This is a genomic window from Pseudomonas fluorescens, assembly GCF_001623525.1.
Taxonomy (GTDB): domain Bacteria; phylum Pseudomonadota; class Gammaproteobacteria; order Pseudomonadales; family Pseudomonadaceae; genus Aquipseudomonas; species Aquipseudomonas fluorescens_Q.
On sequence record NZ_CP015225.1, the window covers coordinates 4,114,850 to 4,139,621 of the forward strand.

Below are 24,772 nucleotides of genomic sequence, written 5' to 3' on the forward strand. Positions count from 1 at the left end.
TAGCCACTGTCAACGGCGATGACATCCTCCAGGCCGGGGGCACGCGCCCAGCGGTTGGCCCAATGCCCCCCGGCCCTCTACCAGCGTACGCCGCCGGCCGCACAGCTCCTGTTTGAGCCGGTCATAGATGACAAATACATCGCTGTCGTCCGGCGGTGCGAGCAGCGTCAGGTCGGTCATGTTCTTGATCGAGTCGGGCCATCCATGTGGCTGGTTTCGTCGCGGCGAAGGACGAATGATCAGGCGGTCACTGCGGCGAACCCAGGCCATGTCCCGCCACTGTGCATCGAACTTCCAACAGATCGAAACGAAGGGGGCCGGTTGCCAATTGACGGTGACGAACGAGTCCTCAGGATGGGTACTCGGTGTGAAGGGCAGGCTGTCACCCAGTACCTGCGACCAGTCGGCCAGCGTCTCGCTGGCACTCAAGACCGGTTCCATCGCCAGATCCAGCTCTCGTGTGATCGAACTGAGCAGCAGTTGCCCGTCATGGATCAGATACACCAGCACATCGACGCTCTGGTCCGCGCGGGTGTTTTGCTGGACGACATGAATCACCCCCTGCGCGTCCGCCTCGACGCTCTTGATGGTGCTTGCCAGGTTGCTCGTACTGCGCAACCAGTAACGATGGCTCACCAACCCAGTGACTGCATCGACTTGCCAGATGATCACGTTCTGCGGGTCGTAGAAATAGCAGGAGTCGCCGACCACTGCCCTCAGCACCGCGTCCTCGACACCCAGCAGATCGTCGCGAATGTAAAGAAAGCGGTCCTCCTTCGCGTCATACCAGGCCGTGACGTAGCGAGGCTCGTCCGGGTCCTCAAACGGAATGAGGTGGTGGTGAATCGGTGTGTACGCCATCGCTAGACGGTGGTCTCGAGCCAGGGCCTTGAAATGATCCTGCAACGCTTGCTGATCCATGTCGGGCGGTGCGTCCAGTTCCAAAAGCACGAGCGTGCGGTTGAGCACATCAACCTTGAATACTTGATTGTCGGCAAGCCGGAGTAAAATTTCGTGACGCCACCCTCCTACGATCGTTACCTGAACATCGTCGATGAAGAACTGATCGTGACGCTCAATCCTGATCTCTTTCTCCGAGGCCCAAGAGGCGTCCATAAACCAAGTGGACACCTGCAGGCTCGTCGACTCCAGGCTCAGCTTCACGCCGGGATGAACGACCAATGCGCATCGTTTGCCGGCCCCCTGGATTTTATAAGCGATCATGTTGTGCCAAATCGGGGGAATGAGAGGCACCACCAGTGAACGGTCAGCACTATCGAGCAATACGTCGATCACCGTTGGCCGATAATCGGGAACCATGCGCCGGACGATGTATTCACTGGGAAACGAATAAAAGGAAAACTGAAATTGCCAGCTGCCGTCCGCTTTTCTTTTCTCCAGGCGCCGTGCCGTGTCGAACCCGGTGTCATGACGCGATGTCGCGAATGGCAGGGCGATGTACTCATAGCGGTAACAGGTTTGCGGTGTGCAGGGCAGTACGATGACTTGGCCGGCTGGTGGCTTGAATGCAACTTGACCCGGCAGACCTAGATCTCGACGGATGTTAATGGCCCGATCGTAATCGAGTTCTATCGTCGGCACCCCAAAATGATCGCGTTGCGGATAGAGCTTGGGGCTGTCCAGCATCAATGCGCCCCGAGTCAGATCCAGCGCCTGGACGATCAACGACGAGCGCGGCAGCCATGCACCCTGCCTGGCATCAAAGTGGTACGCCTGCAGATGAGCCTTGGCGATTTCATCGAATAACAACCCGACCTCTTTGGCTTCTTCGGCAATGGTGGCGAAGCCGCGGGCCAATGCCGCGACCCCCACCGCCAACCCACCGAGCATCACCGCGGCGCCGCCCAGCATTGCGCCGGCCGTCGTGGCGCCAACCGCGTAGGCACTCACCGACAACACCAGGCTGGCGGAGTCGAAAGCCAGCTGGGTGCCGAACTGAGCGCGTTCGACGTCGTTGTGGGCCGTCGCCAACTGGTAGATGTCAAACCCGACATTGGCCAGTTGCAGCAGCCCCCCTGTGGCTTCACTGACACTGGACCCCAGCGCCGCCTTGACCACTGGCGCGACGGTACGGGCAATCAGTTTCTCTTCGGCCAGTGCCTGCCGAACCAGGCCGACCAGGCCGGCGATATCCGCCACGACGCCATGCACCAACTGCGCGTAGTTGACATAGGCGTGCAAGCGCACCGCCAGGGTCAGGGGCCGACCCGATCCTTCCTGGCCGCGCAACGCGTTCATCAGCGCTTGTATGGCGAAACCGGCGTTCAGCGTGTGGACGCTCCCCACCTCGGTGGGGTCGCTCGGCACGAAGGGTTTGTTGGCCAAGGCTGAAAACTGTTCCGAGAGGTAGCTTTTTATCCGCAGGAGCCGATGGTCATCCGTGACCACCCGTACCAGTTGCTCTGGATTGGCCGGATCGATCAGGCTCACCCGGTACGACCCGTCCGGCGAGACCTCCAGCGTATCGAACAACGGCACAAGGTGCGCCGCCAGCTGGTTTTCCTGCTGGAGGCGGCTCGTCGCTTGCTCGATCTGCTGGCTCCACCAATGGCCATCCAGCGCCAGCAGACAGCTGCCCAGTCGAGGATTGTTTTGCAGCGACTGTCCACGGGCGCTGGCCAACCGCTGTCTCACAGGGCGTTGCGACTGCCCAGGCAAGGCGCCGGGTTGCAGCAGTTTCGAAACCTCAATGGCGCCTGGCAATACCTGCCTCGACACCCGTGCACCTTCCAGTTCGACCAGGTCGAAAGTCGGCCGCGCCGCATCGCCATACGCCGCGTAATGGCTGGCCATGTCCTGTTGGAGGAAGAACCGCTCCAGCGCCTGCCTGAACAAGGTCGGATGTTCGAACTCAAACACACCGAAATTCGGATCGTAGAAGTGATAGGTGCTGCGCTCACCCTCCACGGTCTTGGCCACCAGCATGGCGTGGTTATCGGAGTTGAGCATCAGCGTGCTGGTGGTTGTCCTGGCTTGCAGGATATCCACGACCTCACTCAGGTCCGAGCGCGCCAGCGCACTGCCCACATCGCCGAGCTGCACATCGCGCAACGCCTCCACGCTGTTGAGGAAGGCCACCGAATCGCTTGCCCCCGGTTCGAGCACCGCGAGGTAGAAACGCTCACGCAAGGTGTTGACCGCAGCCTTGCCTTGCGACACGGCCGCCGCCATGGCGAGGGCCAGGGGATAGCAACGTCCGCCGACCCTGTCACCCTCACCCTGGAGCAGCAGATCCTGCGGTACAAGCTTGTTCGTGGCGGCCTCGAAACCGTTCAGGACAGTACCAAGGCGTTCGATGATCCGGACGCGGTACTCAAGCTGCGCCACCTGACGAATCCGGGCCACGTGCTGGCCCCATTGGCGCAACGTCAACGGCTGCTCCAACGCGGTTTTCTTCAAGCCCAAGGCGGTTTCGCCATGCCTCGGTAACGCATCGGTAGCGCTGGCCAACCCGGCCAGGAAGGCCGGCGCCTGGCGCTGGAGCAACGCTTGTTCGATCGCCGCATAACGGCCAGCGGTTCCGTGCGTGGCGAGGTTGTTGGCCAGGTTATCCAACGCCGGGCGAGCCGCGTCGAAGCTGCGGTTATCCAACGCCTTCGCGCCACTCAGGCCTCCCAGCAGCAGACGCTGCAAGGGGCTCAGCCGAGCGACTTCGAAACGGTCGCTGGCCAGGCGCTCCAGCAGTTCAGCGATCGACAGCTGTCGCGTCTGCGAATCGCTCACCGATGCGGGCGGCAACGCATAGGCGCTTTGATCGCGGATCGACTGACGCTCATCAAAACTCAGCGGGATGGGTTTATCGAAGATCACCTCACCGTTATGGCGCTGGCTCATCATCTGCATGAACGGCTCACCCAGCTCATCGGCCAGATGCTGCAACAGCTCGGTAGACAGTACATGCCTCCCCTCGATCACGGGCCAGCCCTCATCGAACTGGAGGGCGCGGTATTTGAGCAGCTCTGCCATATCACCCGCATAACGAGCCTTGAACTGCCCCTCCTGCCAGCGTTTTTTTTCGTCGATCAGCCATTGCGCGGTGTCACGCGCGTTCTCTTTCCAGGAGTGATCCAACTCCTCCTCCGTCGCCCGGTTGACCGTGGCGACGGCCTTGATCGCCACCTCCGCCTGCCACTGTTCGGCGGTTTGAGGGGTGAAGTGGGTGCGTTGGTAGTCCGCCATCCCCTGGCGCATGGCGGCGGGACCGGTGAGATAGATCGTGCCTTCGCTCTGGGGGCGGATGCCATCGCTGTAGTAGGCGGCGGCCGCCTCCACCAGAAAAGCCGCGGCCAGTTCAATGTCCGGCGGCAGCTCATGCAATGCACCGAACACCTGCGTCGCGGCCTGGCGCGCCAGATCGCTCATGGCCTTGACGTCGACTAGGCTGACGTTTTGCTCATCGGCCAGGCGCGCGGTGGCGTCGACGATTTCATAGTTGAGCCGCAAACGCTCGATCACGCTCTTGAGCATCGCCGCCCCGGGGTGGGCCATCAGGAATGCGTTGCCCACCACGTGCTGTTCGACGACAGCACGCAATTCGTCCGGTCGGGCCAGGCGCTCCGCCGGGGGGCGAAAGACGCGATTCAACGCCGGTCCGCTTTTAGCGAAACGCTCGAGCGCTTCGCGATGCTCGGCTGGAATCTCGTTGGCGTAGTCCGTGTATTTATTGCGCTGGGCCTGGCGGCCGGGCATCCATTCGGGGTTTCGATCCAGCAGTAACTGCAGCACGCCCAGCCGCGCATCCGTCTGGAACGCCCGGATGTCCACCTCGCCCAGCTTTTCCGCCAAGGGCGGCAGGCCATCGACATCAGCGTAGCTGCCACCCTCGGCGAACAAGGCTTCGAAACGCACGATATCGGAGCCCCCGGCAAGCATGCCACGCAGACTGATCTCGCGTTCGTAGGCATCCTGCAGATGCAGTGGCAATTCACCGCTGGCCAGATCGCGCAGTCCCAGGCTGCCCTCGGCCAACGCTTCGAGGCTGAGCCGGTTATCGTGCCTCAGGGCCACCAGTCGTGCCTTGTCCTGGCCGTAAGCCCGAACCAGCAGATCGATTCTCGCGTCATCGGCGCTGCCGCCGTTGTTCACCGCCTCGGTGATATGGGCGTACATCTGCTGCTTCAGGACGATCGCGCGTTCTTCATAACGGTCGCCCAACGCCAAGGCATCGACACTGTTTTCTGCGCCATTGAGCATGGCATCAGCCTTGGCCGCTTCGACAATGATCCGGTTGGTTTCATAGGCCAGCAGTGCATCGCTGTCATACCAGAGACTGATGCGATAACCCTCCGGGCCCAGCACCTGTTTCCAGACATTGATGTAGTCACGCTGGATCGCTCCGACGCCGCCGCCCAGCCAGACCAAATGCAGTTTTTTTGGCACCTCGGTGGCAGGCACTTTCAATTGTTCGACGCTATTGCGCAGGCGCGTTTCAAAACCCTCTATCTTGTTGTAGGCGTGCGTCAGATCCGCGGCCTCGGCAACTTCCGGCAACTCAGGCGTACGCCGCCGCCTGCTGTTTCCCCGCAAGGCCCCCACGGCCTGTTTGAGCAACCCTAATGGCTCCAACATTTGTGGAGAATCGAGCAAGGCGATACAACCGAAGTAATAGCGCAACACCGCTTCATATTCATCGGTGCCCTTGTGGGTTATTAATGCCTGTTCAAGATCCTTAAGCCTCAACAACCCCACAAAATCGACGTAGCTGCCCGTCGATGAAATTCCAGATTTACTCATGGACAACACTTCCATTTATTGTATGTAAATAGCCAGGACAGCCCTCAGGCGCCTGAACATCAACAAGTTGAACGACACGCATCCATGCGCTGACAACCCATGAATCAGTGGTCTGATTAATTAACTGACCTTATCCAGGGCCGTGACGACCCGCAAAGTCAAAACGAACATAACCCTCATCAAGACCGCGCTCAACCACTAAGGAATTCAATAAATGTCCAGCGGCGAACGTTCATATTATTTCCTCACAACTTGGCATTCGAAACATTAGAACTTTCGACCTGCAGCCAATAAATCAGCCAACTAACGTCAGGACTTATTACATTCCGAAAAAACCGGATACAGGCACGCAGACCGATACCCGGGTGCACTCAGGGGCGGGAATCAGGAAGCGGTGGCCCAGGCAGGCCACCGGAGTTCATCAGAGCGGTTTACTGCCGTACCAGCGCGGGGTGTACACCCAGTCACCGCCTTCGGCACGAGGGAAGACACAGGTCGTGGAAGAACCGATCAGCACCATGGTGCGCATGTCCACCTGATCCGGGGTCAACTGCCCCAGCGTCGTGACGCGCAGTGTCTGGCCCGGGCGTCCGATGTCGCGTCCCAACACCACCGGTGTCTGCGCCGTACGATGGTGCGCGACGATTTCCAGCGCCCGCCCCAATTGCCAGGGTCGAGAGCGCGAGATCGGGTTGTAGAACGCCAGGGCCAGATCCGCCTCGGCGGCCAGGTCCAGGCGTTTTTCGATGATCGACCAGGGCTTGAGGTTGTCCGACAGCGACATCACGCAAAAGTCATGGCCCAGCGGCGCCCCAGCCTGGGCGGCGGTGGCCAGGGAGGCCGAGACGCCGGGAAGGATTTGCAGGTCGACGGCGTGCCATTGGACATCCGTCGATTCGTGCAACGCTTCGAGCACAGCGGCGGCCATGGCGAACACGCCCGGGTCACCGGATGACACCACCACGACCGAGCGGCCCTGGGCCGCCAGTTCGAAGGCATGGCGGGCGCGCTGCATTTCTTCGCGGTTGTCGGTGCAGTGCTGCACCTGATCGGCCCGGAACGGCCCGGCCATGCGCACGTAGGTTTCGTAGCCCAGCACATCGGTGGCGCGGTCGAGTTCGGCGCGTACCGCCGGCACCATCAGCTCGGCCGCCCCTGGGCCAAGACCGATCACCGCCAGGCGCCCGCGCAGGCGGCCGACCTGTCGAGGGTCGAGGGGCTGCTCGGTCACAGCGACGGCATGCTCGCCCAATATGCGAATTGACGCCGGTTGGTCGAGGGTTTCGCTCAGCCACTGGCCGACGTCACCAGCGACCGGCGCGAAACGCAGCGGCACGTTCAAGGAAGATGCGACCTCATGCAATTCTGGCCGGGCCATGTCGCTGTCCGCCGCCAACAGGCATGCCAGCGACCGCACGGCGAGGTCGGCCTTACGCAAAGTCTCGCCAATGGCCGGCGACGCCCCCGCGCTGATCGCCACGACGACATTGCGCGGATAAATACGCAGCTCATCCGCCGCAGGCGTGCCCGCGGCGCTGTCGATGCGGATCGCCAGCCGGGCCTGTTCATCCTCGGGCAACTGCGCCTGGTCCAGCCACGGCGCGGCCCCCTCGATGCGTACCGATTCGCCAGCGAGCAGATCGGAGACGAAACGCTTGCCCTGCTCCAGATCGCCAAGGCGGTAGCCGCTCGGCGGATTGAGCAGGCAAGTGCCGAAACGCAATTCGCCGCTGGTGGTGATGGCCGGCACGACTTGCAGCGTTTGCGCGATGTCGCGGGCCATGACATTGACCCCACCCAGGCCGCCCAGCAACGGCACCACGGCGCTGCCATCTTCGGCCACCGCCAGCACCGGCGGCTCGACGCCTTTTTCCAGCAGCAGCGGCGCCAGGGTGCGGATGACGATGCCGGCGGCGCACAGGGCGATGATTGGCGTGTCGTGCTGGTAGAGCTCACGCAACGTCGCGCCAAACTCCAGGTATTGACGATCACCCTCGACCCGTCCGGCCAGGCCATGGATCAAGGCGTCGGGGTAACGCTGCTGAATCCGTCGGGCGGTTGCCAGGCTGCCGGGGCCGAGGATGACGATGGCCGGCGTCTTGGCGGCCATCAACCCTGCCACCGTTCGCCCGGCACGATGATCAGCGAGAAGTACGGCGAAGACATCGGCTCGACGTCATCCAACGGCACGATTTTCTGGTTGGCCATGGTCGCTCGCTCGACGTACAGCGCTCGCCCGTCCATGCCCAGTTCCTGAAGCACCTGGCGAACCTTGGGGAAATTGCGCCCCAACTTCATGATCACCGCCGCATCGGCGTCGGCCAGGCGACGCTTGAGATCATCGTGGGGCAAGACGCCGGAAAGCACCGACAGGCTCTGGTTGCGATAGACCAGCGGCGCACCGAGCACCGAAGCGCCGCCGAGCATCGAGCACACCCCGGGAATGACCTCGGCGTCATAGCGCTCGGCCAGGCGATCGTGCAGGTACATGTAGGAGCCGTAGAAAAACGGATCGCCCTCGCAGATCACCGCCACGTCGCGACCGGCATCCAGGTGCACGGCCAGCTGTTCGGCGGCCGTGTCGTAGAAATCGGCGATCACTTGTTCATAGGACAGCGGTGCCGGCAGCGCTTCGGTGGTGACCGGGTAGACCAGCGGCAGCAAGGTCTGCTCAGCCTGCAAATGGGCTTCGATAATGCCGAAGGCGTTGCCCTTCTTGCCCTTGGCAACGAAGTACGCCACCACGGGCGATTCACGCAGCAGGCGCAGGGCCTTGACCGTAATCAGTTCCGGGTCACCGGGGCCCACGCCGAGGCCGATCAGACGTCCAGGCTGCTGCATCATTCAATCTCCGTGGCGAGGGCATTGACGGCCGCGGCGGCCATGGCGCTGCCGCCGAGACGGCCTTGCATGATCACGAACGGCACACCACGGCTGTCGGCCGCCAGCATCGCCTTGGACTCGGCGGCACCGACGAAGCCCACCGGAAAGCCGAGGATCAATGCCGGTTTCGGTGCGCCGGCATCGAGCATTTCCAGCAGATAGAACAGCGCGGTCGGTGCGTTGCCGATGACCACGACGCTGCCTTCCAGGTGCGGGCGCCACAGCTCCAGGGCAGCGGCCGAACGGGTGTTGCCCAGCTCAAGGGCCAACGCTGGCACGCTTTCGTCGCGCAGGGTGCAGATCACCGGATTGTTGGCCGGCAGGCGAGCCCGGGTCACGCCCTCGGAAACCATCCGCGCATCGCACAGGATCGGCGCACCGGCGGCCAGCGCCTGGCGCCCGGCCGTGCCTGCGCCCTCGGAAAACTGCAAGCCATCGATGGCCTCGACCATGCCGCAGGCGTGGATCACCCGCACCGCGAGTTTTTCCAGGTCGGCCGGAATGCGCGCCAGGTTGGCTTCGGCGCGGATGATCGCGAAGGAGTTGCGATAGATCTCCTGACCGTCGCGGATGTAATCAAGCATCAAGGGGGCTCCGGGAGCGAGCGTCGAGCCAGTGGCCGAGCGCTTCAATAGTTAGATTGTGTGCCTGCAACGCGCCGAAACCCGGCAGCGTGGCATCGCGAAAATACAGGTCATAACGACCGGGGGCGACCGCCAGCAAGGTGGCAGGCGCGACATGGGCTGCCGCGCAGGAACGCGGGCAGCCCGACAGATGGACTTTCAGGGTCTGGCCCTGGCGTTGCAGCAGCTCGGCCAGTTGGCGGGCATCGGCCTTGGTGTCGGCCAGGGCTTTGCCACAGCCACTGGAGCCGGTGCAGGCGATGAGCTGCGCCAGGGGTTGATCGAGCGAGCACAACAGGCCCAATCCTTCAAGCCGCGCCAGCACTTGGTCGGCGTCCTCGCTGCGCACATTGGGCAGCAGCAGGCTCTGCCAAGGGGTGAAACTAAGGCTTTCGTCGCCCTTCTCCCGCGCCAATTGCGCCGCTCCCCGCAGCATGACCGCATCGAGCCGCCCCAGGGGCGCCGCCGCGCCGACGTAGACACGGTCGTCGTGCTGGGGATGAACACCGAGGTGCAGTCCATCGATGGACGCATCCCGCTGCCAATCCAGGCACGCTTGCAGGGGCACACGACGGGCCAGCCGGGTCATGAACTCATCCACAGAGACTTCAGCCAGCAAGTGGCGCATGCGGATCTGGTCCGGGCGGGCCAAGTCGAGGAACAACTCCAGCACCGCCACCACCAAGGCATGCCCCTGGGTCAGGGGCACCTTGCCCGCCGGTTTATCCAGCGGGGTGCCGGCCAAGCCGAAGGCCAGCCAGGGCTCGCCGTTACGGACAAGGGCCGAGAGCCACAAGTCGTGGTGATGTTCGAGCATCGCCAACGCTTCCCCACCGTCCAGTTGCACGGCGAACTTGGCCGACAGTTCATGGAAGCGCTCATGGGTTTGCAGGGTGACGAGGATCTGCGCGGCCAACGGACGAGTATCCAACAACATCTGCCTGTCGATCCCGGCTGAGGGGCTGAGCATCAGGTTGCGCACGTCATCGCCAGCCGGGGTTCGGGGCCCAAGCCCGGCGGCCAGCAATTGTTCGATCAGCGCGCCGTGCTCAGGACCGATGCCGCGGATTTGCAGGTTGCCGCGGTTGGTCGCCTCGATCACGCCAGCGGCGAACCGCTCGGCCGCGGCCGCCACGGCGTCGGCCTGGTCCGCCCGGATGGAGCCGCCATCGAGCTTGATCCGACAGATTCCACCGTCCAATGCCTGGACGACACGCAACAAACCCGGACAACCCGAGGGGCGTATGACGTTGGTTGATGGACGTTCGTTCAAGGGATAACCGCTAGACAAGGCACGCCACGACGGCGAAGGAGCGCCATTATGCCTGCTTTGCCGGGGGTCATGAAAAGCTTGCCGGTCGGATTGCGGACGACAGGCAATGTTGTTCACTGAAAGTAGATGAGCCCGTGGCGAGGGAGCTTGCTCCCGCTTGACCGGGCTGGCGCTCCAGGCGAAGCGCTCACCAAAAGGGCTGCTGCGCAGCCTAGCGGGAGCAAGCTCCCTCGCCACAATGACTCACACAAGTCTTAAGTGAAGGGGCGCGGTATGATGGCGGCCCGGTTCGCGGGCATAGGCCCCCGGGAATCAACCCCATCGATTCGAGGAACACAGATGACACCCTGGCTGACCGTAGTGGGCATCGGCGAAGACGGCTTCAAGGGCCTGGGCCGGACGGCCCGCCATGCCTTGCTGCGGGCGTCGCGCATTGTCGGCAGCGACCGGCAACTGGCATTGTTGCCGGTGTGCATCCGCGGCGAACGGGAACTGTGGCCCAGCCCGTTTTCCCTGGAACCGCTGCTGGCGCGACGGGGTGAGTCGGTGTGTGTGCTGGCCAGCGGCGATCCGATGTTCTATGGCGTGGGCGCCAGCCTGGCGAAACAAGTGCCTGGCGATCAGATGCTGGTGATACCGGCACCCTCCTCCTGTTCGCTGGCGGCGGCGCGCCTGGGCTGGCCGTTGCAGGACGTGGTCACGCTGTCGCTGGTGGCTCGCCCCTTGGCGGCGCTCCATGTTCACTTATCCACAGGCGTCAGGCTGTTGCTGCTGAGCAATGACCGCCACAGCCCTGCCGCCGTGGCGATGTTGCTGCGCGAACGGGGGTTCGGCCCAAGCGTCATGACCGTGCTGGAACATTTGGGCGGTGCGGCAGAACGACGGATCGACGGTTGCGCCGCGCAATGGTCCGATGACACCGTCGCCGACCTGAACCTGATCGCTATCGAATGCCGGGCCGAACCTTCAACGTTACGCCTGTCTCGTCTGGCCGGTTTGCCGGACAGCGCGTTCGAACATGACGGCCAGTTGACCAAACGCGACGTGCGCGCCATCACCCTCGCCCGCCTTGCGCCAACCCCTGGCGAGCTGCTCTGGGATGTCGGCGCCGGCAGCGGCTCCATCGGCATCGAATGGATGCGCACCCACCCTAGTTGCCGGGCCCTGGCCATCGAAGCCGACGAAGGTCGCCAGGCCTTGATCGAACGTAACCGCGACAGCCTCGGCGTGCCCGGCCTGCAGCTGATTCGCGGCAAAGCCCCACAGGCACTGGAAGGCCTGGAGCGGCCGGACGCGGTGTTCATCGGCGGCGGTGTTACCCGTGAAGGAGTGCTTGAGGCTTGCTGGGCTCAACTCAAGCCCGGCGGCCGGCTCGTCGCCAACGCCGTGACTCTGCAAAGCGAAACGACCCTGATGCACTGGCGCGAACGTCACGGCGGTGAACTGACCCGGATCCATATCGCCCAGGCCCAGCCATTGGGGGAGTTCGACACCTGGCGCCAGGCCTTGCCGATCACCTTGCTGGACCTGACGAAGCCTCTCGATGCGTGACGAAACCGCCGAACAACCCGCCCCCTTGCGCAGTGGCCTGACCACCGGCAGTTGCGCCACCGCCACGAGCCTGGCGGCCGCTCGACTGCTGCTGCGCGGCACCGAAGCCGATGCCGTGGAAATCGTACTGCCCAAGGGCAAGCACGTGCAGATGCGCCTGGAGTTCTGCCGGCTGACCGAACAAGGTGCCGAAGCCGGGACGATCAAGGACGCGGGCGACGACCCGGACGTGACCCACGGCGCCCTGTTGTTTTCCCAGGTGCGCTTGATCGCCGAGCCCGGTGTACGTTTCGTCGCTGGTCGTGGCGTCGGTACGGTGACGCGCCCCGGCCTGGTGCTGGAGGTCGGTGAGCCGGCGATCAACCCGGTGCCGCGCAAGATGATCAACGATCACCTGTCCCGTCTGGCGCAAGACAGCGGATATGCTGGCGGCTTCGAGGTCACGGTCAATGTCGAGGGCGGCGAAGCCCTGGCGCTGAAAACCATGAATCCACGCCTGGGGATTCTGGGTGGCCTGTCGATCCTCGGCACCAGCGGCATCGTCCGGCCGTTCTCCTGCGCGGCCTACATTGCCTCGATCCACCAGGGCATCGACGTGGCAAAAACCAACGGCTATCTGCACATCGCCGCCTGCACCGGCAACGCCAGCGAAGACACCATGCGTCGGGTCTACAACCTGCCGGAAATCGCCCTGATCGAAATGGGCGACTTCGTCGGTGCCGTGCTCAAGCATGTGCGCAAGGTCCCGGTGGAAAAACTCAGCCTGTGCGGCGGCTTTGGCAAAATCAGCAAACTCGCCGCCGGCCACATGGACCTGCACAGCCGTCACTCGAGCATCGACCTGCCACAACTGGCCGAGTGGGCCGCCGCTATCGGTGCCGATGAGGCGTTGCAGCAAGGCATCCGCGCGGCCAACACCAGCCAGCAAGCCCTGGCAATGGCCAGCGCCGCTGGCATCGCCCTCGGCGACGCGGTGTGCGCACACGCGTTGGCCTTCGCCCGCAGCGTGGTGCCGGCCCAGGTCCAGGTCGAAGTCTTCGCCATCGATCGCCAGGGCGGGATTGTCGGCCACGCCGGAGAGCTTCGATGAAACGCATCCTCCTGCTGGGCGGCGTCACCGAAGCCCTGGCCATCGCCCGCACCCTCGGCCCCCAACACATCTACAGCCTGGCGGGCATCGGCCGCGTCCCCACCGACCTGACCTGCCAGGTGCGCGTCGGCGGCTACGGCGGCGCCGAAGGGCTGGCGCACTTCATCCACGCCGAAGGCATCGACCTGCTGCTGGACGCCACTCACCCCTACGCCGCACAAATCAGCCACAACGCCGCCCACGCCGCCCGCGCCTGCGCCATCCCCTGCTGGGCCCTGCGTCGCCCGGCCTGGCAACCCCAAGCCGGGGATGACTGGCGCGAAGTGGCCGATTGGGCCGAACTGATCCAAGCCCTGAAACCCTTCCACCGCCCGTTGTTCACCCTCGGCCGCGAACCACTGCAACACCTGCACGAAATTCCGCCAGAGCAATTCTGGACCCTGCGCGCCCTGGACATTTATCCCGGCAATGAACGCTGCGAAGTCATCGGCGCCCGCGGGCCGTTCCACATCGAAGGCGAGCGCGAGCTGTTCGAGCGTCGGCGGATCGATGTGTTGGTCAGCAAGAACAGCGGCAGCACGGCGACTGAGCCGAAGCTGGAGGTGGCGCGGGAGCGGGGGGTGCCGGTGTTGATTTTGCAGCGGCCGGTGTTGGCGGAGGTGGATCGGGAGTTTGGGACCGTGGATGAGGTATTGCAGGGCTTGCGACATCTGGTCTGACAGTCTTTTTTGCTGCAACGCTGAAGGCCTACATATCCCTACAGCCCTGTCCCGTAGGAACTACGACAGCAGGCTACATCGTCTTGCGCCGCAGCCTACAACTTCGCCAGAATCCGCCGGCTTGTGCGCCTTGGAGGCCGCCGGTAACTTGATTCCCGTCACTGCCCTTCAGTGATCGGGTTTAGTCGCTCGGTGGTTTCAGCAGGTTCACAAGCTCCGTCCAGTCAGGTATCCACTCCTGCACTTGATGGTGGTTGTGCGCAGGGCGCCCTCGGGCGCGCCGGTAATGCTGGACTCCCCGGTCGACTAACCTGCCCCTGTGGCGAGGGGATTTATCCCCGTTGGGCTGCATAGCAGCCCCTGAACGACAGCACGGGGTTAGGCTGATGCTGCGAGGTGCCGGCTTTTGGGACTGCTTCGCAGCCCAGCGGGGATAAATCCCCTCGCCACAAAAACTACGCAGGCTTATCTAGATGCTTGTCTCGAAGAAGACACGGGGGACGGGGTACTGATTCGAGCATCCCTTGACGATATCGCTCGGGCAAAAGATATGACACAGATGGACTACGATGCAGATTGGGAACAATCGAATATCGACTGATCAACAACATTCTCCGTGGCGAGGGAGCTTGCTCCCGCTGGGCTGCGCAGCAGCCCCAAAAAGGATCGCCGCCATTCTCCTGACACACCTCGCAACTTGATATTCAGGGCCGCTTCGCGCCCCAGCGGGAGCAAGCTCCCTCGCCACGAAAGCATCCACTTACAAAAACTGTTGCTACTGTTAGTGCAAACCCTGCGACCCTATACCGCATGCGCCTTTTTTACTTCTCAACCCCGATCAGGCTAAATACCGCCACTTGATCGCCCAACCGAGCGGATTCGCCCATGTCCCGACAACGGCTTGCATTTGCCTGGATCGCCTGCTTCGCAGTGCTGTTCAACATGCTTGCCATGCCGCTTTCCAACAGCGGTGGCGCGGCTGCCAATTCGCCAGCCGAGCAACTGGTGTGGGGCAGTTTCTGCTCGTCCAGCGGCACGAAAATGGTCGCGGTGTCCCTGGGCAAGCTTGAACTGGGCACGCCGCAGAAGGACACTCACTCGACGATGCAGCATTGCTGGTGCTGCGCCGGCTCCGCGTCGCTGGTGGCACTCACCGGCCATGCCCCCGCAGTTGTATCTGGATGCTCGGCCCCACCATCGCGGCATTGCCCATTCCAAGCTCGACAGCCCCACGCCACGCCAGCAATGGCCCAGCCTCAACCCCCGCGCCTCGCCTCTGGCCTGATTCTTTCCGCACAAGACTGCGCCTCGAATCGTTCTGGAGAATCACCCATGTTGAACAGACTTATCCTGCTGGCTGCCCTGCTGCTTCCCGTCGGCTTTGCCCACGCGCACCAATACAAGGTGGGCGAGCTTGAGATCGCCCATCCGTGGTCCCAGGAGTTGCCGCCCAACGCACCGAACGTGGCCGCGTATTTCGTGATTCACAACGGCGGCACGACCGCCGACAAGCTGCTCAGCGTCGACTCGCCGATTGCTGGCAAGGCCGAGCTCCATGAGCATGTGATGCAAAACGACCTGATGAAAATGCAACCGGTGCCCGTCGTGGATATCGCCCCCCGGTGCGACCGTCACCTTCGCGCCGATGGCGTATCACGTGATGCTGTTGGGCCTGAAGGACCGCAGCCTGCTCAGCGATGGCAAGCGCTTTGCCATGACCCTGCATTTCGAAAAAGCGGGGGATGTCACGGTCGACGTTGCGGTGCAGAAAAAAGCCCCCGACGGCAGCAAAACCCAAATGCACATGCACTGATAGCACCTGCCCATGGGTCTTCCTCGCAACAGGTCCGCCATACCCCGCCGCCAGCCCTTGAGCCTGGCACGCGGCAGTTGGATCAGCCTGTTCGCCATGTTGATGATCTTTATCGGTCCACTGATTTCTCAGTCGATGCCGATGAATCAGCGCATGCCTGTGAGCATGAGCATGTCGATGGACATGAGCATGGACATGCCGGCGGGAGCCCACGCCGAACATGAGGCGCCAGCCACCGAACACTGCCCGCCCCCGAGCGAGCACCACGCGCTGTGGGAAAAGTGTGGCTATTGCAGCCTGCTGTTCAATTGCCCCGCGCTGCCTGGCGGTCACACGTTCGCGGTCTTCGACACACCCCACACCAACACCTACACCAGTCCTTCCCCACGCCTGGGCCATGCCCGGCCCGCGTTTTTCCCGGGTGCCCGTACTCGCGCACCGCCCCTCGACGCGTAACCCCCGACACTTACCCAACCCGGTCGCACAAGACAGCCTCAGTGGCATGTGTAGCTAGTTGTGTTAGTCAACTTCGGGCGCCAGAAGCCCATATCCTGCGTTGCTGTTCCTCGCCATAGCGGGCTATGACTCGTCACAGCGCCTTGGCTATGGACTTCTGGCATCCGAATTTGAGCTAACAAACTAGCCACACATGCCACTAGGCTGCCCGGCCGTGTCGTCTACGTCTGTTCGATGGAATCATCATGTCCAGGTTTTCTGCTGGCACCGCTTTGGGCTCTGCCCAGGTTCGCTGCCCCCTGAACGAACCACGGGTTCGTTTACGCCAAACTATCGCCGCACTGTGCGGCCTGCTGCTCACGCCCTACGCACTCGCCGATGAGCACGACCATCACGACCATCAGGTCGAAGAGCTGAGCCCGACGGTCATCACCGCCATCGCCCCCAGTTCACCCCTGACTGTCGTCACCAACCCCAAGGACCCGCGTCAACCGGTGCCAGCCAGCGACGGCGGCGACTACCTCAAGACCATCCCCGGCTTCGCCCTGGTGCGCAACGGCGGCACCAATGGCGACCCGGTGTTGCGCGGCATGTTCGGCTCGCGGCTGAACATCCTCACCAACGGCAGCATGCTGTTGGGTGCTTGCCCTGGCCGGATGGACGCGCCGACGTCCTATATATCGCCGGAAACCTACGACATGCTCACCGTCATCAAAGGCCCGCAAACCGTGCTCTGGGGCCCCGGCGCATCGGCCGGGACCGTGCTGTTCGAGCGCGAGCCGGAACAGTTCGGCGAATTGGGCACCCGGGTCAACGCCAGTGTGCTGGCCGGCTCCAACGGCCGTTTCGACAAAGTGGTGGATGCCGCCGCCGGTGGGCCGCTGGGGTATGTACGAGTGATCGGCAACACCGCCCACTCGGACGATTACCGCGACGGCAACAACGATACCGTGCCGTCACGCTACGACAAGTGGAACGGCGACGTCACCCTCGGCTGGACCCCGGACGCCGATACCCTGCTGGAATTGACGGCCGGCAAGGGCGACGGTGAAGCGCGCTACGCCGGGCGTGGCATGGACGGCTCGCAGTTCAAGCGCGAAAGCCTCGGGCTGCGTTTCGAGCGCTCGAACATCGGCGAGGTGCTGGACAAGGTCGAGGCCCAGGTCTACTACAACTACGCCGACCATGTGATGGACAACTACACCCTGCGCACGCCATCCGGCACCGGGATGATGGCCGGGCCCATGGCCTCCAACGTCGACCGCCGCACCCTGGGTGCGCGTATCAAGGCCACCTGGCGCTGGGCCGATGTGCAGTTGATCAGCGGCCTGGACGCCCAGACCAACGAGCATCGCCAACGCAGCAGCATGGGCGTCGACACCTACAAGGACCTGCCGTACACCAAGGACGCCGACTTCCACAATTACGGGGTGTTCGGCGAGTTGACCTGGTACGCCGCCGACCGCGACAGGGTGATCACCGGCGCCCGGCTCGACCGCGCCTCGGCCAAGGACTATCGCCAGAGCACCGGTTCCGGTATGTCGGCCCGACCCAATCCCACCGCCGATGACACTCGCGCCGACACGCTGCCCAGCGGTTTCGTCCGCTACGAACACGACCTGGACGACAGCCCCACTACCCTCTATGCAGGCGTGGGTCACGCACAACGCTTCCCGGACTACTGGGAGCTGTTCTCGGCGAACGTCGGCCCCAGCGGCTCGCTGAATGCCTTCGATGCGATCAAGCCGGAGAAAACCACCCAGCTCGACTTCGGCCTGCAGTACAAGACCGAAACACTGGAAGCCTGGGCGTCGGCTTATGTCGGGCAGGTACGCGATTACATCCTGTTCGACTACACCCCCGGCATGATGGGCACCACCTCCCGGGCCGAGAACATCGACGCGCGGATCATGGGCGGTGAATTGGGTGCGGCCTACAAGCTGAGCGAGCGCTGGAAAGCCGACGCGACCCTGGCCTACGCCTGGGGCAAGAACAGCAGCGACGGCAGCGCCCTGGCGCAAATGCCGCCGCTGGACGCACGCCTGGGCCTGACCTACAGCGAAGATCGCTGGAGCGCCGGCGCCCTGTGGCGTGTGGTGGCGGCGCAGCACCGGGTCGACGAGAACAAAGGCAACGTGGTCGGCAAAGACTACGGCAAGAGTTCGGGCTTCGGCGTGTTCTCACTCAACGGCGCCTACCGCATCAACAAGCACTGGAAGGTCAGCAGCGGCGTCGACAACCTGTTCGGCAAAGCCTACGCCGAGCACTTGAACCTGGCGGGCAACGCCGGGTTCGGCTACCCGGCGAGCGACCCGCAAGCCATCAACGAACCGGGGCGCACCCTCTGGACCAAGGTGGACATGAGTTTCTAACACCATCGCAGGCAAGGCCTGACACCTGACCCTGTGGCGAGGGAGCTTGCTCCCGCTGGGCTGCGCAGCAGTCCTTCTTTGATGCGGTCGCTACGCAACCGAGCGGGAGCAAGCTCCCTCGCCACAGGTTTTGTGTCCAAACAAGGCTTTGCCCAAACCGCAAAAAACATAACGATCACATTTGCCCTGCGGAGCGCTTTCTGATGAGCCAACCGAAACCCAATTTCTACAACCTGGCCTGGCGCTGGCATTTCTATGCCGGGCTGTTCGTGGCGCCGTTCATGGTGATGCTGTCCCTGACCGGCATCATTTATTTGTTCAAGCCACAGCTCGATCCCCTGATGTACGGCAGCCTGCTGAATGTACCCGCCGGGCATCACACCCTGGCGGCGGACGACTTGCTCAAGCAGGTCCACCAGGCCTACCCCCAGGGCCAGGTCAAACAGTACCTGCCACCGGCCAATGCCGAGCGCAGCGCGCAATTCGTGGTGATCGACCAGGGTCGGGAACTGAACGTGTTCATCGACCCGTACCATGGTGATGTCCTCGGCGAGCAGGATGCGAAGAACAACCTGCAAGCCATGGCCCGGGCCATCCACGGCGAGCTGCTGATCGGCACCGTCGGTGACCGGCTGGTGGAAATGGCCGCCGGCTGGGGTGTGGTGCTGGTGGTGTCGGGGCTGTACCTGTGGTGGCCCCGTGGGCAATCGTCAGCCGGAGTGCTGTGGCCGCGCTGGAGCGCGCGCGGTCGGCTGTTCTGGCGTGACCTGCACGTGGTCGTCGGTTTCTGGGGCGCAGCCTTGCTGCTGGTGATGCTGCTCAGCGGCATGACCTGGACCGGTTTCTGGGGCAAGCAATACGCCAACCTCTGGAACCGCTTCCCGGCGGCGATGTGGAATGACGTGCCCAAGTCCGACGTCGAGGCCGGCAGCCTCAACAACGCCCATCGCCAGACCGTGCCGTGGGCCGTGGAAAACACCCCGATGCCGATGTCCGGCGACCATGCCGAGCACATGGGCCACGGCGGCATGCACGAAGGCCCCGCCGCCCCGGCTGTCAGCCTGCAAGCGGTGCAGGACATCGCCACCGAACGCCAGGTCACGCCCGGCTACAGCATCACCCTGCCGACCACGGCCACCGGCGTGTTCACCGTCGCCGTGTTTGCCGACGACCCGCGCAACGATGCCACCCTGCACGTGGACCAATACACCGGCAAGGTCCTGGCCGATGTGCGCTGGGAGCATTACGGCGTCGTGGCTCGCGCCACCGAAACCGGGGTAATGCTGCACGAAGGCAAAATGTTCGGCCCGCTGAACCAGATCATCGTGTTGCTGATTTGCCTGATGATCCTGCTCAGCGCCGTGAGTGGCCTGGTGATCTGGTGGAAGCGCCGGCCAGAAGGCAAGTTCGGCGTACCGCCGCTGCGTCACGACTTGCCGACGTGGAAGACCGGGGTGTTCATCATGCTGGCCCTGGCGGTGGTGTTTCCGATGGTGGGGGCGTCGCTGGTGGTGGTGTGGTTGCTGGATCGGCTCGTCACCCGGCTCAATCGCCAGCCTGAGATTGCCTCATCTTCAAACTGAAGACAGTGCGTTAACGGAAGGCGGCGCGAAACCTCTACAATCGCGCCCGCCTTTCGAGCTGTGAACACCGCTCCCACAATGGGATTGTGTTTCGGCCCAATAATTGAGTGTACGCATGACCTCTCTAACCCTCTCCCACCTCGCCTGGACACCCCTGGGCCATGGCCATTGTCATCACCAGTTCCAGCTGCGTGACGTGACGTTGCAGGTGGCGGCCGGGGAGTTTGTCGGGTTGATCGGCCCCAACGGCAGTGGCAAGACCAGCCTGTTGCGCTGCGCCTATCGCTTCAGTCGGCCGGCACAGGGCGAGGTAAAGCTTGCCCATCACAACGTCTGGCAACAGTCCTCGCGCTGGAGCGCCCAACGCATCGCCGTGGTGCTGCAAGAGTTTCCCGACGCCTTCGGCCTGACGGTGGAAGAAGTGGTCGCCATGGGCCGCACACCGCATAAAGGCCTGTTCGACGGCGACAATCACGACGACCGTCGGCTAGTGCTCCAGGCCCTGGAATCGGCCGGGCTTGCAGGCTTTGGCGACCATGCATTCGCGACCCTCTCGGGTGGTGAGAAGCAACGGGTGATCCTCGCCCGGGCCCTGGCCCAGCAACCGCAGTTGTTGATCCTCGACGAACCGACCAACCACCTCGATCCCCACTATCAATTGCAATTGCTGCAACTGATCAAGGGCCTCGGCATCGGCACCCTCGCCAGCCTCCACGACCTGAACCTGGCCGCCGCCTTCTGCGACCGCCTGTACGTGATCGAACACGGGCGCATTGTCGCCAGCGGCACGCCCAGGGAAGTCCTGACCGTCGAGCTGTTGCGCGAGGTGTTCGGCATCGAAGCCCTGGTGGATGAACACCCGCTGTCCGGCTACCCACGAATCACCTGGATAACCCAACCATGACCTTGCGTTCCCTGCTGTTGCTGCCCCTGCTGCTGGGCAGCGCCCATGCCTTGGCCGAAGCCACCCACTATCCGTTGACGATCCAGAGCTGCAACCGCCAGGTGGTGTTCAACGAGGCACCTCGGCACGCTGTCAGCCATGACATCAACATGACCCAGATGATGCTCGCCCTGGGCCTCAAGCCGCGCATGGTCGGCTACAGCGGCATCAGTGGCTGGAAATCAGTGACGCCCGAGATGGAGAAGATCCTCGACGGCCTGCCGGAGCTGGCCGCCAAATACCCGTCGGTGGAAACCCTGCTCGATGCCAACGTGGATTTCTTCTTCGCCGGTTGGGACTACGGCATGCGCGTGGGCGGCGACCTGACGCCGCAGACCCTGCAACCGCTGGGCATCAATGTCTACGAACTGACCGAATCCTGCGCGTTCGTGATGAAGCGTCCAGCGGCCTCGCTGGAGGATACCTACAACGACCTGCGCAACCTCGGGAAGATCTTCGACGTGCAGGATCGTGCCAACGCACTGATCGCCCAGATGCAGGCCCAAGTGGCGCAAGTGCGCAAGCACCTGCCGCCCGGTCAACCCCGCGTATTCCTCTACGACAGCGGCGAAGACCGCGCCATGACCTCCGGCCGTCTTGGCATGCCCCAGGCGCTGATCGACGCGGCCGGTGGACGCAATATTCTCGATGACCTGGAAACCAGCTGGACGCGGGTGAACTGGGAGAACGTAGTGGAGCGCAACCCCGAGGTGATCGTGATCGTCGACTACGGCGAAGTCAGCGCCGAGCAGAAGCAACAATTCCTGCTGAACAACCCGGCCCTGCAATCGGTGGCGGCGATCAAGCATCGGCGCTTCATCGTGATCCCCTACGTCCAGGCCACACCAGGCATCGATAACGTGCTGGCGGTGCAAACCCTGGCGCAGGGTTTTCACGGCCAATGAACGGTCGTCACTACGGCGCCCTGCTGATGTTCCTCGGTGCATTGCTGCTGGTGTCGTGCGTGGTGTCCCTGGGCTTCGGGCCGGCGCGGGTGCCGGTGGCCGTGGTCTGGGACATCCTGTTGAACAAGGCCTTCGGTGTCGGCAGCGCCTATTGGTCGCCTGGCCAGGAACACATCGTGTGGCTGATCCGCGTGCCGCGCCTGCTGCTCGGTGCCCTGGTGGGCGCCGGGCTGGCGTTGATCGGTGCGGTGCTGCAAGCAGTCACGCGCAACCCGCTGGCGGACCCGCACCTGCTGGGCGTCACCTCTGGCGCGACGCTGGGGGCGGTCATCGTGGTGCTGCATGTCGGCGAGATTGTCGGCCTGCTGACCCTGCCGCTGGCGGCGTTCATCGGTGCGCTGTTGAGCATGCTGCTGGTGCTGACCATCGCTGCCCGCCAGGGTCGTCTGGAAAGTGATCGCCTGTTGTTGTGCGGCGTGGCGGTGTCCTTCGTGATGATGGCGGCGGCCAACCTGTTGTTATTCCTCGGTGACCATCGCGCCAGTTCGGCGGTGATGTTCTGGATGCTCGGCGGCCTGGGCCTGGCCCGCTGGGAACTGCTGGCGGTGCCGGCGGCCAGTGTGGTGCTGGGGCTGGTGTTGCTGCTGGGCATGGCCCGTCCGCTGAACGCGCTGATGGCCGGCGAACAGACCGCCGTGACCCTGGGCCTGAACGCGGCGAAGGTGCGCTTGTGGATCTTCTTGATCGCCTCGCTGATGACCGGTGTGCTGGTGTCCATCAGCGGTTCGATTGGTTTTGTCGGGCTGATGGTGCCGCACATTGCCCGGCGCCTGGTGGGCGCAGAGCATCGTCGGTTACTGCCGGCCTGCGTGCTGCTGGGCAGCCTGTTCCTGGTGTGGGTGGATGTCGCCGCCCGGACCTTGATCGCGCCGGAGGACTTGCCTATTGGTGTGGCGACAGCCGCCATCGGCGGGTTGTTCTTCATCGGCCTGATGCGCCGCCGATAAAAAGGAGACTGACTCCAACCTGTGGCGAGGGAGCTTGCTCCCGCTGGGGTGCGAAGCGCCCCCCCCGGATTCTGAGTCCTGAGGTGTTCGCTGATGACTTGCCGAATGGGCCTGCTTCGCAGCCCAGCGGGAGCAAGCTCCCTCGCCACAGGGTGTATTCACAAGCAGAGTCTCGGCAAGGCTTCAACCCCGCGCTCCAATGTGGCGCATCCCTCGCACCAAACCCCATGACGCGATCACTCATGGTGCACCACGCTTTTCCCTCCCCCACCACCCCCTGTTTCCGGGCCTTTTTTCCGACCGGGCACACCCCTTGCAAAAGCGCTTTCAGCGTTTGCATCTGCCCTCAAAAAAAATTCATAAGTCCACGGAGATCGCACAATGAAGCGTCGTAGCTTGATCAAGGCTTTTACACTCTCGGCAAGCATTGCCGCGATGGGCATGGCCTGGACCGTCCAGGCCGCCGAGACCATCAAGGTCGGCATCCTGCATTCGCTGTCCGGCACCATGGCGATCTCCGAGACGTCCCTCAAGGACATGGCGCTGATGACCATCGATGAGATCAACGCCAAGGGCGGTGTGAACGGCAAGAAGCTTGAAGCGGTGGTCGTGGACCCGGCGTCGAATTGGCCGCTGTTCGCCGAGAAGGGCCGTCAACTGCTGACCCAGGACAAAGTCGCGGTGGTGTTCGGCTGCTGGACGTCGGTGTCGCGTAAATCCGTATTGCCGGTGTTCGAAGAACTCAACGGCCTGCTGTTCTACCCCGTGCAGTACGAAGGCGAAGAGATGTCGCCAAACGTGTTCTATACCGGCGCGGCGCCGAACCAACAGGCGATTCCGGCGGTGGAATACCTGATGAGCGAAGAAGGCGGCAGTGCCAAGCGCTACTTCCTGCTGGGCACCGACTACGTCTACCCGCGCACCACCAACAAAATCCTGCGCTCGTTCCTGCACTCCAAAGGCGTGGCAGACAAAGACATCGAAGAGGTCTACACCCCGTTCGGCCACAGCGACTACCAGACCATCGTAGCCAACATCAAGAAGTTCTCGGCCGGCGGCAAGACCGCAGTCATTTCCACAGTCAACGGCGACTCCAACGTGCCGTTCTATAAAGAACTGGCGAACCAGGGCCTGAAAGCCACCGACGTGCCGGTCGTGGCGTTCTCGGTGGGCGAGGAAGAACTGCGCGGCATCGACACCAAGCCACTGGTGGGCAACCTGGCGGCGTGGAACTACTTCGAATCCGTGGATAACCCGGCGAACAAGAAATTCGTCGAGTCCTGGAAAGCCTACGCCAAGGCCAAGAACCTGCCAGGCGCCGACAAAGCAGTGACCAACGACCCGATGGAAGCCACCTACGTCGGCATCCACATGTGGGCGCAAGCCGTGGAAAAAGCCAAGTCCACCGACGTCGACAAAGTCCGCGAAGCCCTGGCCGGCCAGACCTTCGCCGCACCGTCGGGCTACACCCTGACCATGGACAAGACCAACCATCACCTGCACAAGCCAGTGATGATCGGCGAGATCCAGGCCGACGGTCAGTTCAACGTGGTCTGGCAGACCGAAGGCCCGATCCGCGCCCAGCCGTGGAGCCCCTTCATCGCCGGCAACGACAAGAAGCCTGACTATGCGGTGAAGAGCAACTGAGCCCATGGGTGTCGGCCCCAATCCCCGGGCCGACACACAACCCCTGTGGGAGCGAGCTTGCTCGCGATAGCGATGGATCAGCCAGAAGAACAGTGACTGACACACCGCTATCGCGAGCAAGCTCGCTCCCACAAAAAGCACTGCGCAAGGCCT

At 63.2% G+C, this 24,772-nt stretch carries 15 protein-coding genes and 3 pseudogenes; 13 read left to right on the forward strand and 5 right to left on the reverse strand.

The genetic code is table 11. The annotated features are described in order from the left end of the window. Positions 1-9 precede the first annotated feature (9 nt). The 5 genes from TK06_RS17685 to cobG form a co-directional block, all read right to left on the reverse strand. Positions 10-5,754: a TcdA/TcdB pore-forming domain-containing protein gene (locus TK06_RS17685; RefSeq protein WP_238992553.1), complete on the reverse strand. Its 5,745-nt coding sequence runs from the start codon at positions 5,752-5,754 to the stop codon at positions 10-12. A gap of 421 nt (positions 5,755-6,175) precedes the next feature. After that, positions 6,176-7,864: a precorrin-3B C(17)-methyltransferase gene (gene cobJ, locus TK06_RS17690; RefSeq protein ID WP_063323124.1), complete on the reverse strand. Its 1,689-nt coding sequence runs from the start codon at positions 7,862-7,864 to the stop codon at positions 6,176-6,178. Then, positions 7,864-8,595, reverse strand: coding sequence for a precorrin-2 C(20)-methyltransferase (locus tag TK06_RS17695; RefSeq protein WP_063323125.1), 732 nt, complete (start codon positions 8,593-8,595; stop codon positions 7,864-7,866). The genes cobJ and TK06_RS17695 overlap by 1 nt, the downstream gene beginning before the upstream one ends. Further along, complete coding sequence (locus tag TK06_RS17700; protein ID WP_063323126.1) at positions 8,595-9,221, reverse strand: precorrin-8X methylmutase; 627 nt, start codon at positions 9,219-9,221, stop codon at positions 8,595-8,597. Before TK06_RS17700 ends, TK06_RS17695 begins: the two co-directional genes overlap by 1 nt. Then, positions 9,214-10,533 carry a precorrin-3B synthase gene (cobG, locus tag TK06_RS17705; RefSeq protein ID WP_063323127.1) on the reverse strand — a complete coding sequence of 440 codons (1,320 nt, stop codon included), beginning with the start codon at positions 10,531-10,533 and terminating at the stop codon, positions 9,214-9,216. Before cobG ends, TK06_RS17700 begins: the two co-directional genes overlap by 8 nt. A gap of 339 nt (positions 10,534-10,872) precedes the next feature. On the opposite strand from cobG, the gene TK06_RS17710 reads away from it, so the two are divergent. The 13 genes and pseudogenes from TK06_RS17710 to urtA all read left to right on the forward strand — a co-directional run bounded on the left by TK06_RS17710 (position 10,873) and on the right by urtA (position 24,619). Continuing rightward, the gene (locus TK06_RS17710; RefSeq protein ID WP_063323128.1) at positions 10,873-12,084 is read left to right on the forward strand and encodes a bifunctional cobalt-precorrin-7 (C(5))-methyltransferase/cobalt-precorrin-6B (C(15))-methyltransferase; all 1,212 of its coding nucleotides are present in this window, start codon (positions 10,873-10,875) and stop codon (positions 12,082-12,084) included. Further along, on the forward strand, positions 12,077-13,174 hold the full coding sequence (locus tag TK06_RS17715) for a cobalt-precorrin-5B (C(1))-methyltransferase (RefSeq protein WP_063323129.1): 1,098 nt from the start codon (positions 12,077-12,079) through the stop codon (positions 13,172-13,174). The genes TK06_RS17710 and TK06_RS17715 overlap by 8 nt, the downstream gene beginning before the upstream one ends. Further along, positions 13,171-13,893: a cobalt-precorrin-6A reductase gene (locus tag TK06_RS17720; protein ID WP_063323130.1), complete on the forward strand. Its 723-nt coding sequence runs from the start codon at positions 13,171-13,173 to the stop codon at positions 13,891-13,893. Before TK06_RS17715 ends, TK06_RS17720 begins: the two co-directional genes overlap by 4 nt. 463 nt (positions 13,894-14,356) lie before the next feature. Beyond that, a pseudogene (locus tag TK06_RS33540) lies at positions 14,357-14,467 on the forward strand (addiction module antidote protein); the annotation flags it as partial. A 377-nt stretch (positions 14,468-14,844) separates the two neighbouring features. Further along, a pseudogene (locus TK06_RS33075) lies at positions 14,845-15,081 on the forward strand (DUF2946 family protein); the annotation flags it as partial. Positions 15,082-15,225: 144 nt separating this feature from the next. Next, a pseudogene (locus TK06_RS17730) lies at positions 15,226-15,706 on the forward strand (copper chaperone PCu(A)C). A 12-nt stretch (positions 15,707-15,718) separates the two neighbouring features. Beyond that, positions 15,719-16,162: a DUF2946 domain-containing protein gene (locus TK06_RS17735; protein ID WP_203417385.1), complete on the forward strand. Its 444-nt coding sequence runs from the start codon at positions 15,719-15,721 to the stop codon at positions 16,160-16,162. Between the two features lie 245 nt (positions 16,163-16,407). Beyond that, positions 16,408-18,534: a TonB-dependent copper receptor gene (locus TK06_RS17740; protein WP_063323133.1), complete on the forward strand. Its 2,127-nt coding sequence runs from the start codon at positions 16,408-16,410 to the stop codon at positions 18,532-18,534. A gap of 203 nt (positions 18,535-18,737) precedes the next feature. After that, positions 18,738-20,117 carry a PepSY-associated TM helix domain-containing protein gene (locus tag TK06_RS17745; RefSeq protein ID WP_063323134.1) on the forward strand — a complete coding sequence of 460 codons (1,380 nt, stop codon included), beginning with the start codon at positions 18,738-18,740 and terminating at the stop codon, positions 20,115-20,117. A gap of 115 nt (positions 20,118-20,232) precedes the next feature. Beyond that, positions 20,233-21,021: an ABC transporter ATP-binding protein gene (locus tag TK06_RS17750; RefSeq protein WP_063323135.1), complete on the forward strand. Its 789-nt coding sequence runs from the start codon at positions 20,233-20,235 to the stop codon at positions 21,019-21,021. Continuing rightward, positions 21,018-21,965: an ABC transporter substrate-binding protein gene (locus TK06_RS17755; protein ID WP_063323136.1), complete on the forward strand. Its 948-nt coding sequence runs from the start codon at positions 21,018-21,020 to the stop codon at positions 21,963-21,965. The genes TK06_RS17750 and TK06_RS17755 overlap by 4 nt, the downstream gene beginning before the upstream one ends. Next, entirely contained in the window at positions 21,962-22,972 is a 1,011-nt protein-coding gene (locus tag TK06_RS17760) for a FecCD family ABC transporter permease (RefSeq protein WP_063323137.1), read from the forward strand. The genes TK06_RS17755 and TK06_RS17760 overlap by 4 nt, the downstream gene beginning before the upstream one ends. Positions 22,973-23,353: 381 nt before the next feature. Continuing rightward, a complete protein-coding gene (gene urtA / locus TK06_RS17765; RefSeq protein WP_063323138.1) occupies positions 23,354-24,619 on the forward strand; it encodes an urea ABC transporter substrate-binding protein in 1,266 nt (421 codons plus the stop codon). Positions 24,620-24,772: the final 153 nt, after the last annotated feature.

Excerpts from the sequence above, each read along its gene's own strand:
- TK06_RS17700 (WP_063323126.1), bottom strand. The coding sequence starts at position 9,221 with ATGCTTGATTACATCCGCGACGGTCAGGAGATCTATCGCAACTCCTTC.
- urtA (WP_063323138.1), top strand. The coding sequence starts at position 23,354 with ATGAAGCGTCGTAGCTTGATCAAGGCTTTTACACTCTCGGCAAGCATT.
- TK06_RS17715 (WP_063323129.1), top strand. The coding sequence starts at position 12,077 with ATGCGTGACGAAACCGCCGAACAACCCGCCCCCTTGCGCAGTGGCCTG.
- TK06_RS17760 (WP_063323137.1), top strand. The coding sequence starts at position 21,962 with ATGAACGGTCGTCACTACGGCGCCCTGCTGATGTTCCTCGGTGCATTG.
- TK06_RS17735 (WP_203417385.1), top strand. The coding sequence starts at position 15,719 with ATGGGTCTTCCTCGCAACAGGTCCGCCATACCCCGCCGCCAGCCCTTG.
- TK06_RS17755 (WP_063323136.1), top strand. The coding sequence starts at position 21,018 with ATGACCTTGCGTTCCCTGCTGTTGCTGCCCCTGCTGCTGGGCAGCGCC.
- TK06_RS17695 (WP_063323125.1), bottom strand. The coding sequence starts at position 8,595 with ATGCAGCAGCCTGGACGTCTGATCGGCCTCGGCGTGGGCCCCGGTGAC.
- TK06_RS17710 (WP_063323128.1), top strand. The coding sequence starts at position 10,873 with ATGACACCCTGGCTGACCGTAGTGGGCATCGGCGAAGACGGCTTCAAG.
- TK06_RS17745 (WP_063323134.1), top strand. The coding sequence starts at position 18,738 with ATGAGCCAACCGAAACCCAATTTCTACAACCTGGCCTGGCGCTGGCAT.
- TK06_RS17685 (WP_238992553.1), bottom strand. The coding sequence starts at position 5,754 with ATGAGTAAATCTGGAATTTCATCGACGGGCAGCTACGTCGATTTTGTG.
- TK06_RS17750 (WP_063323135.1), top strand. The coding sequence starts at position 20,233 with ATGACCTCTCTAACCCTCTCCCACCTCGCCTGGACACCCCTGGGCCAT.
- TK06_RS17740 (WP_063323133.1), top strand. The coding sequence starts at position 16,408 with ATGTCCAGGTTTTCTGCTGGCACCGCTTTGGGCTCTGCCCAGGTTCGC.
- cobJ (WP_063323124.1), bottom strand. The coding sequence starts at position 7,864 with ATGGCCGCCAAGACGCCGGCCATCGTCATCCTCGGCCCCGGCAGCCTG.
- TK06_RS17720 (WP_063323130.1), top strand. The coding sequence starts at position 13,171 with ATGAAACGCATCCTCCTGCTGGGCGGCGTCACCGAAGCCCTGGCCATC.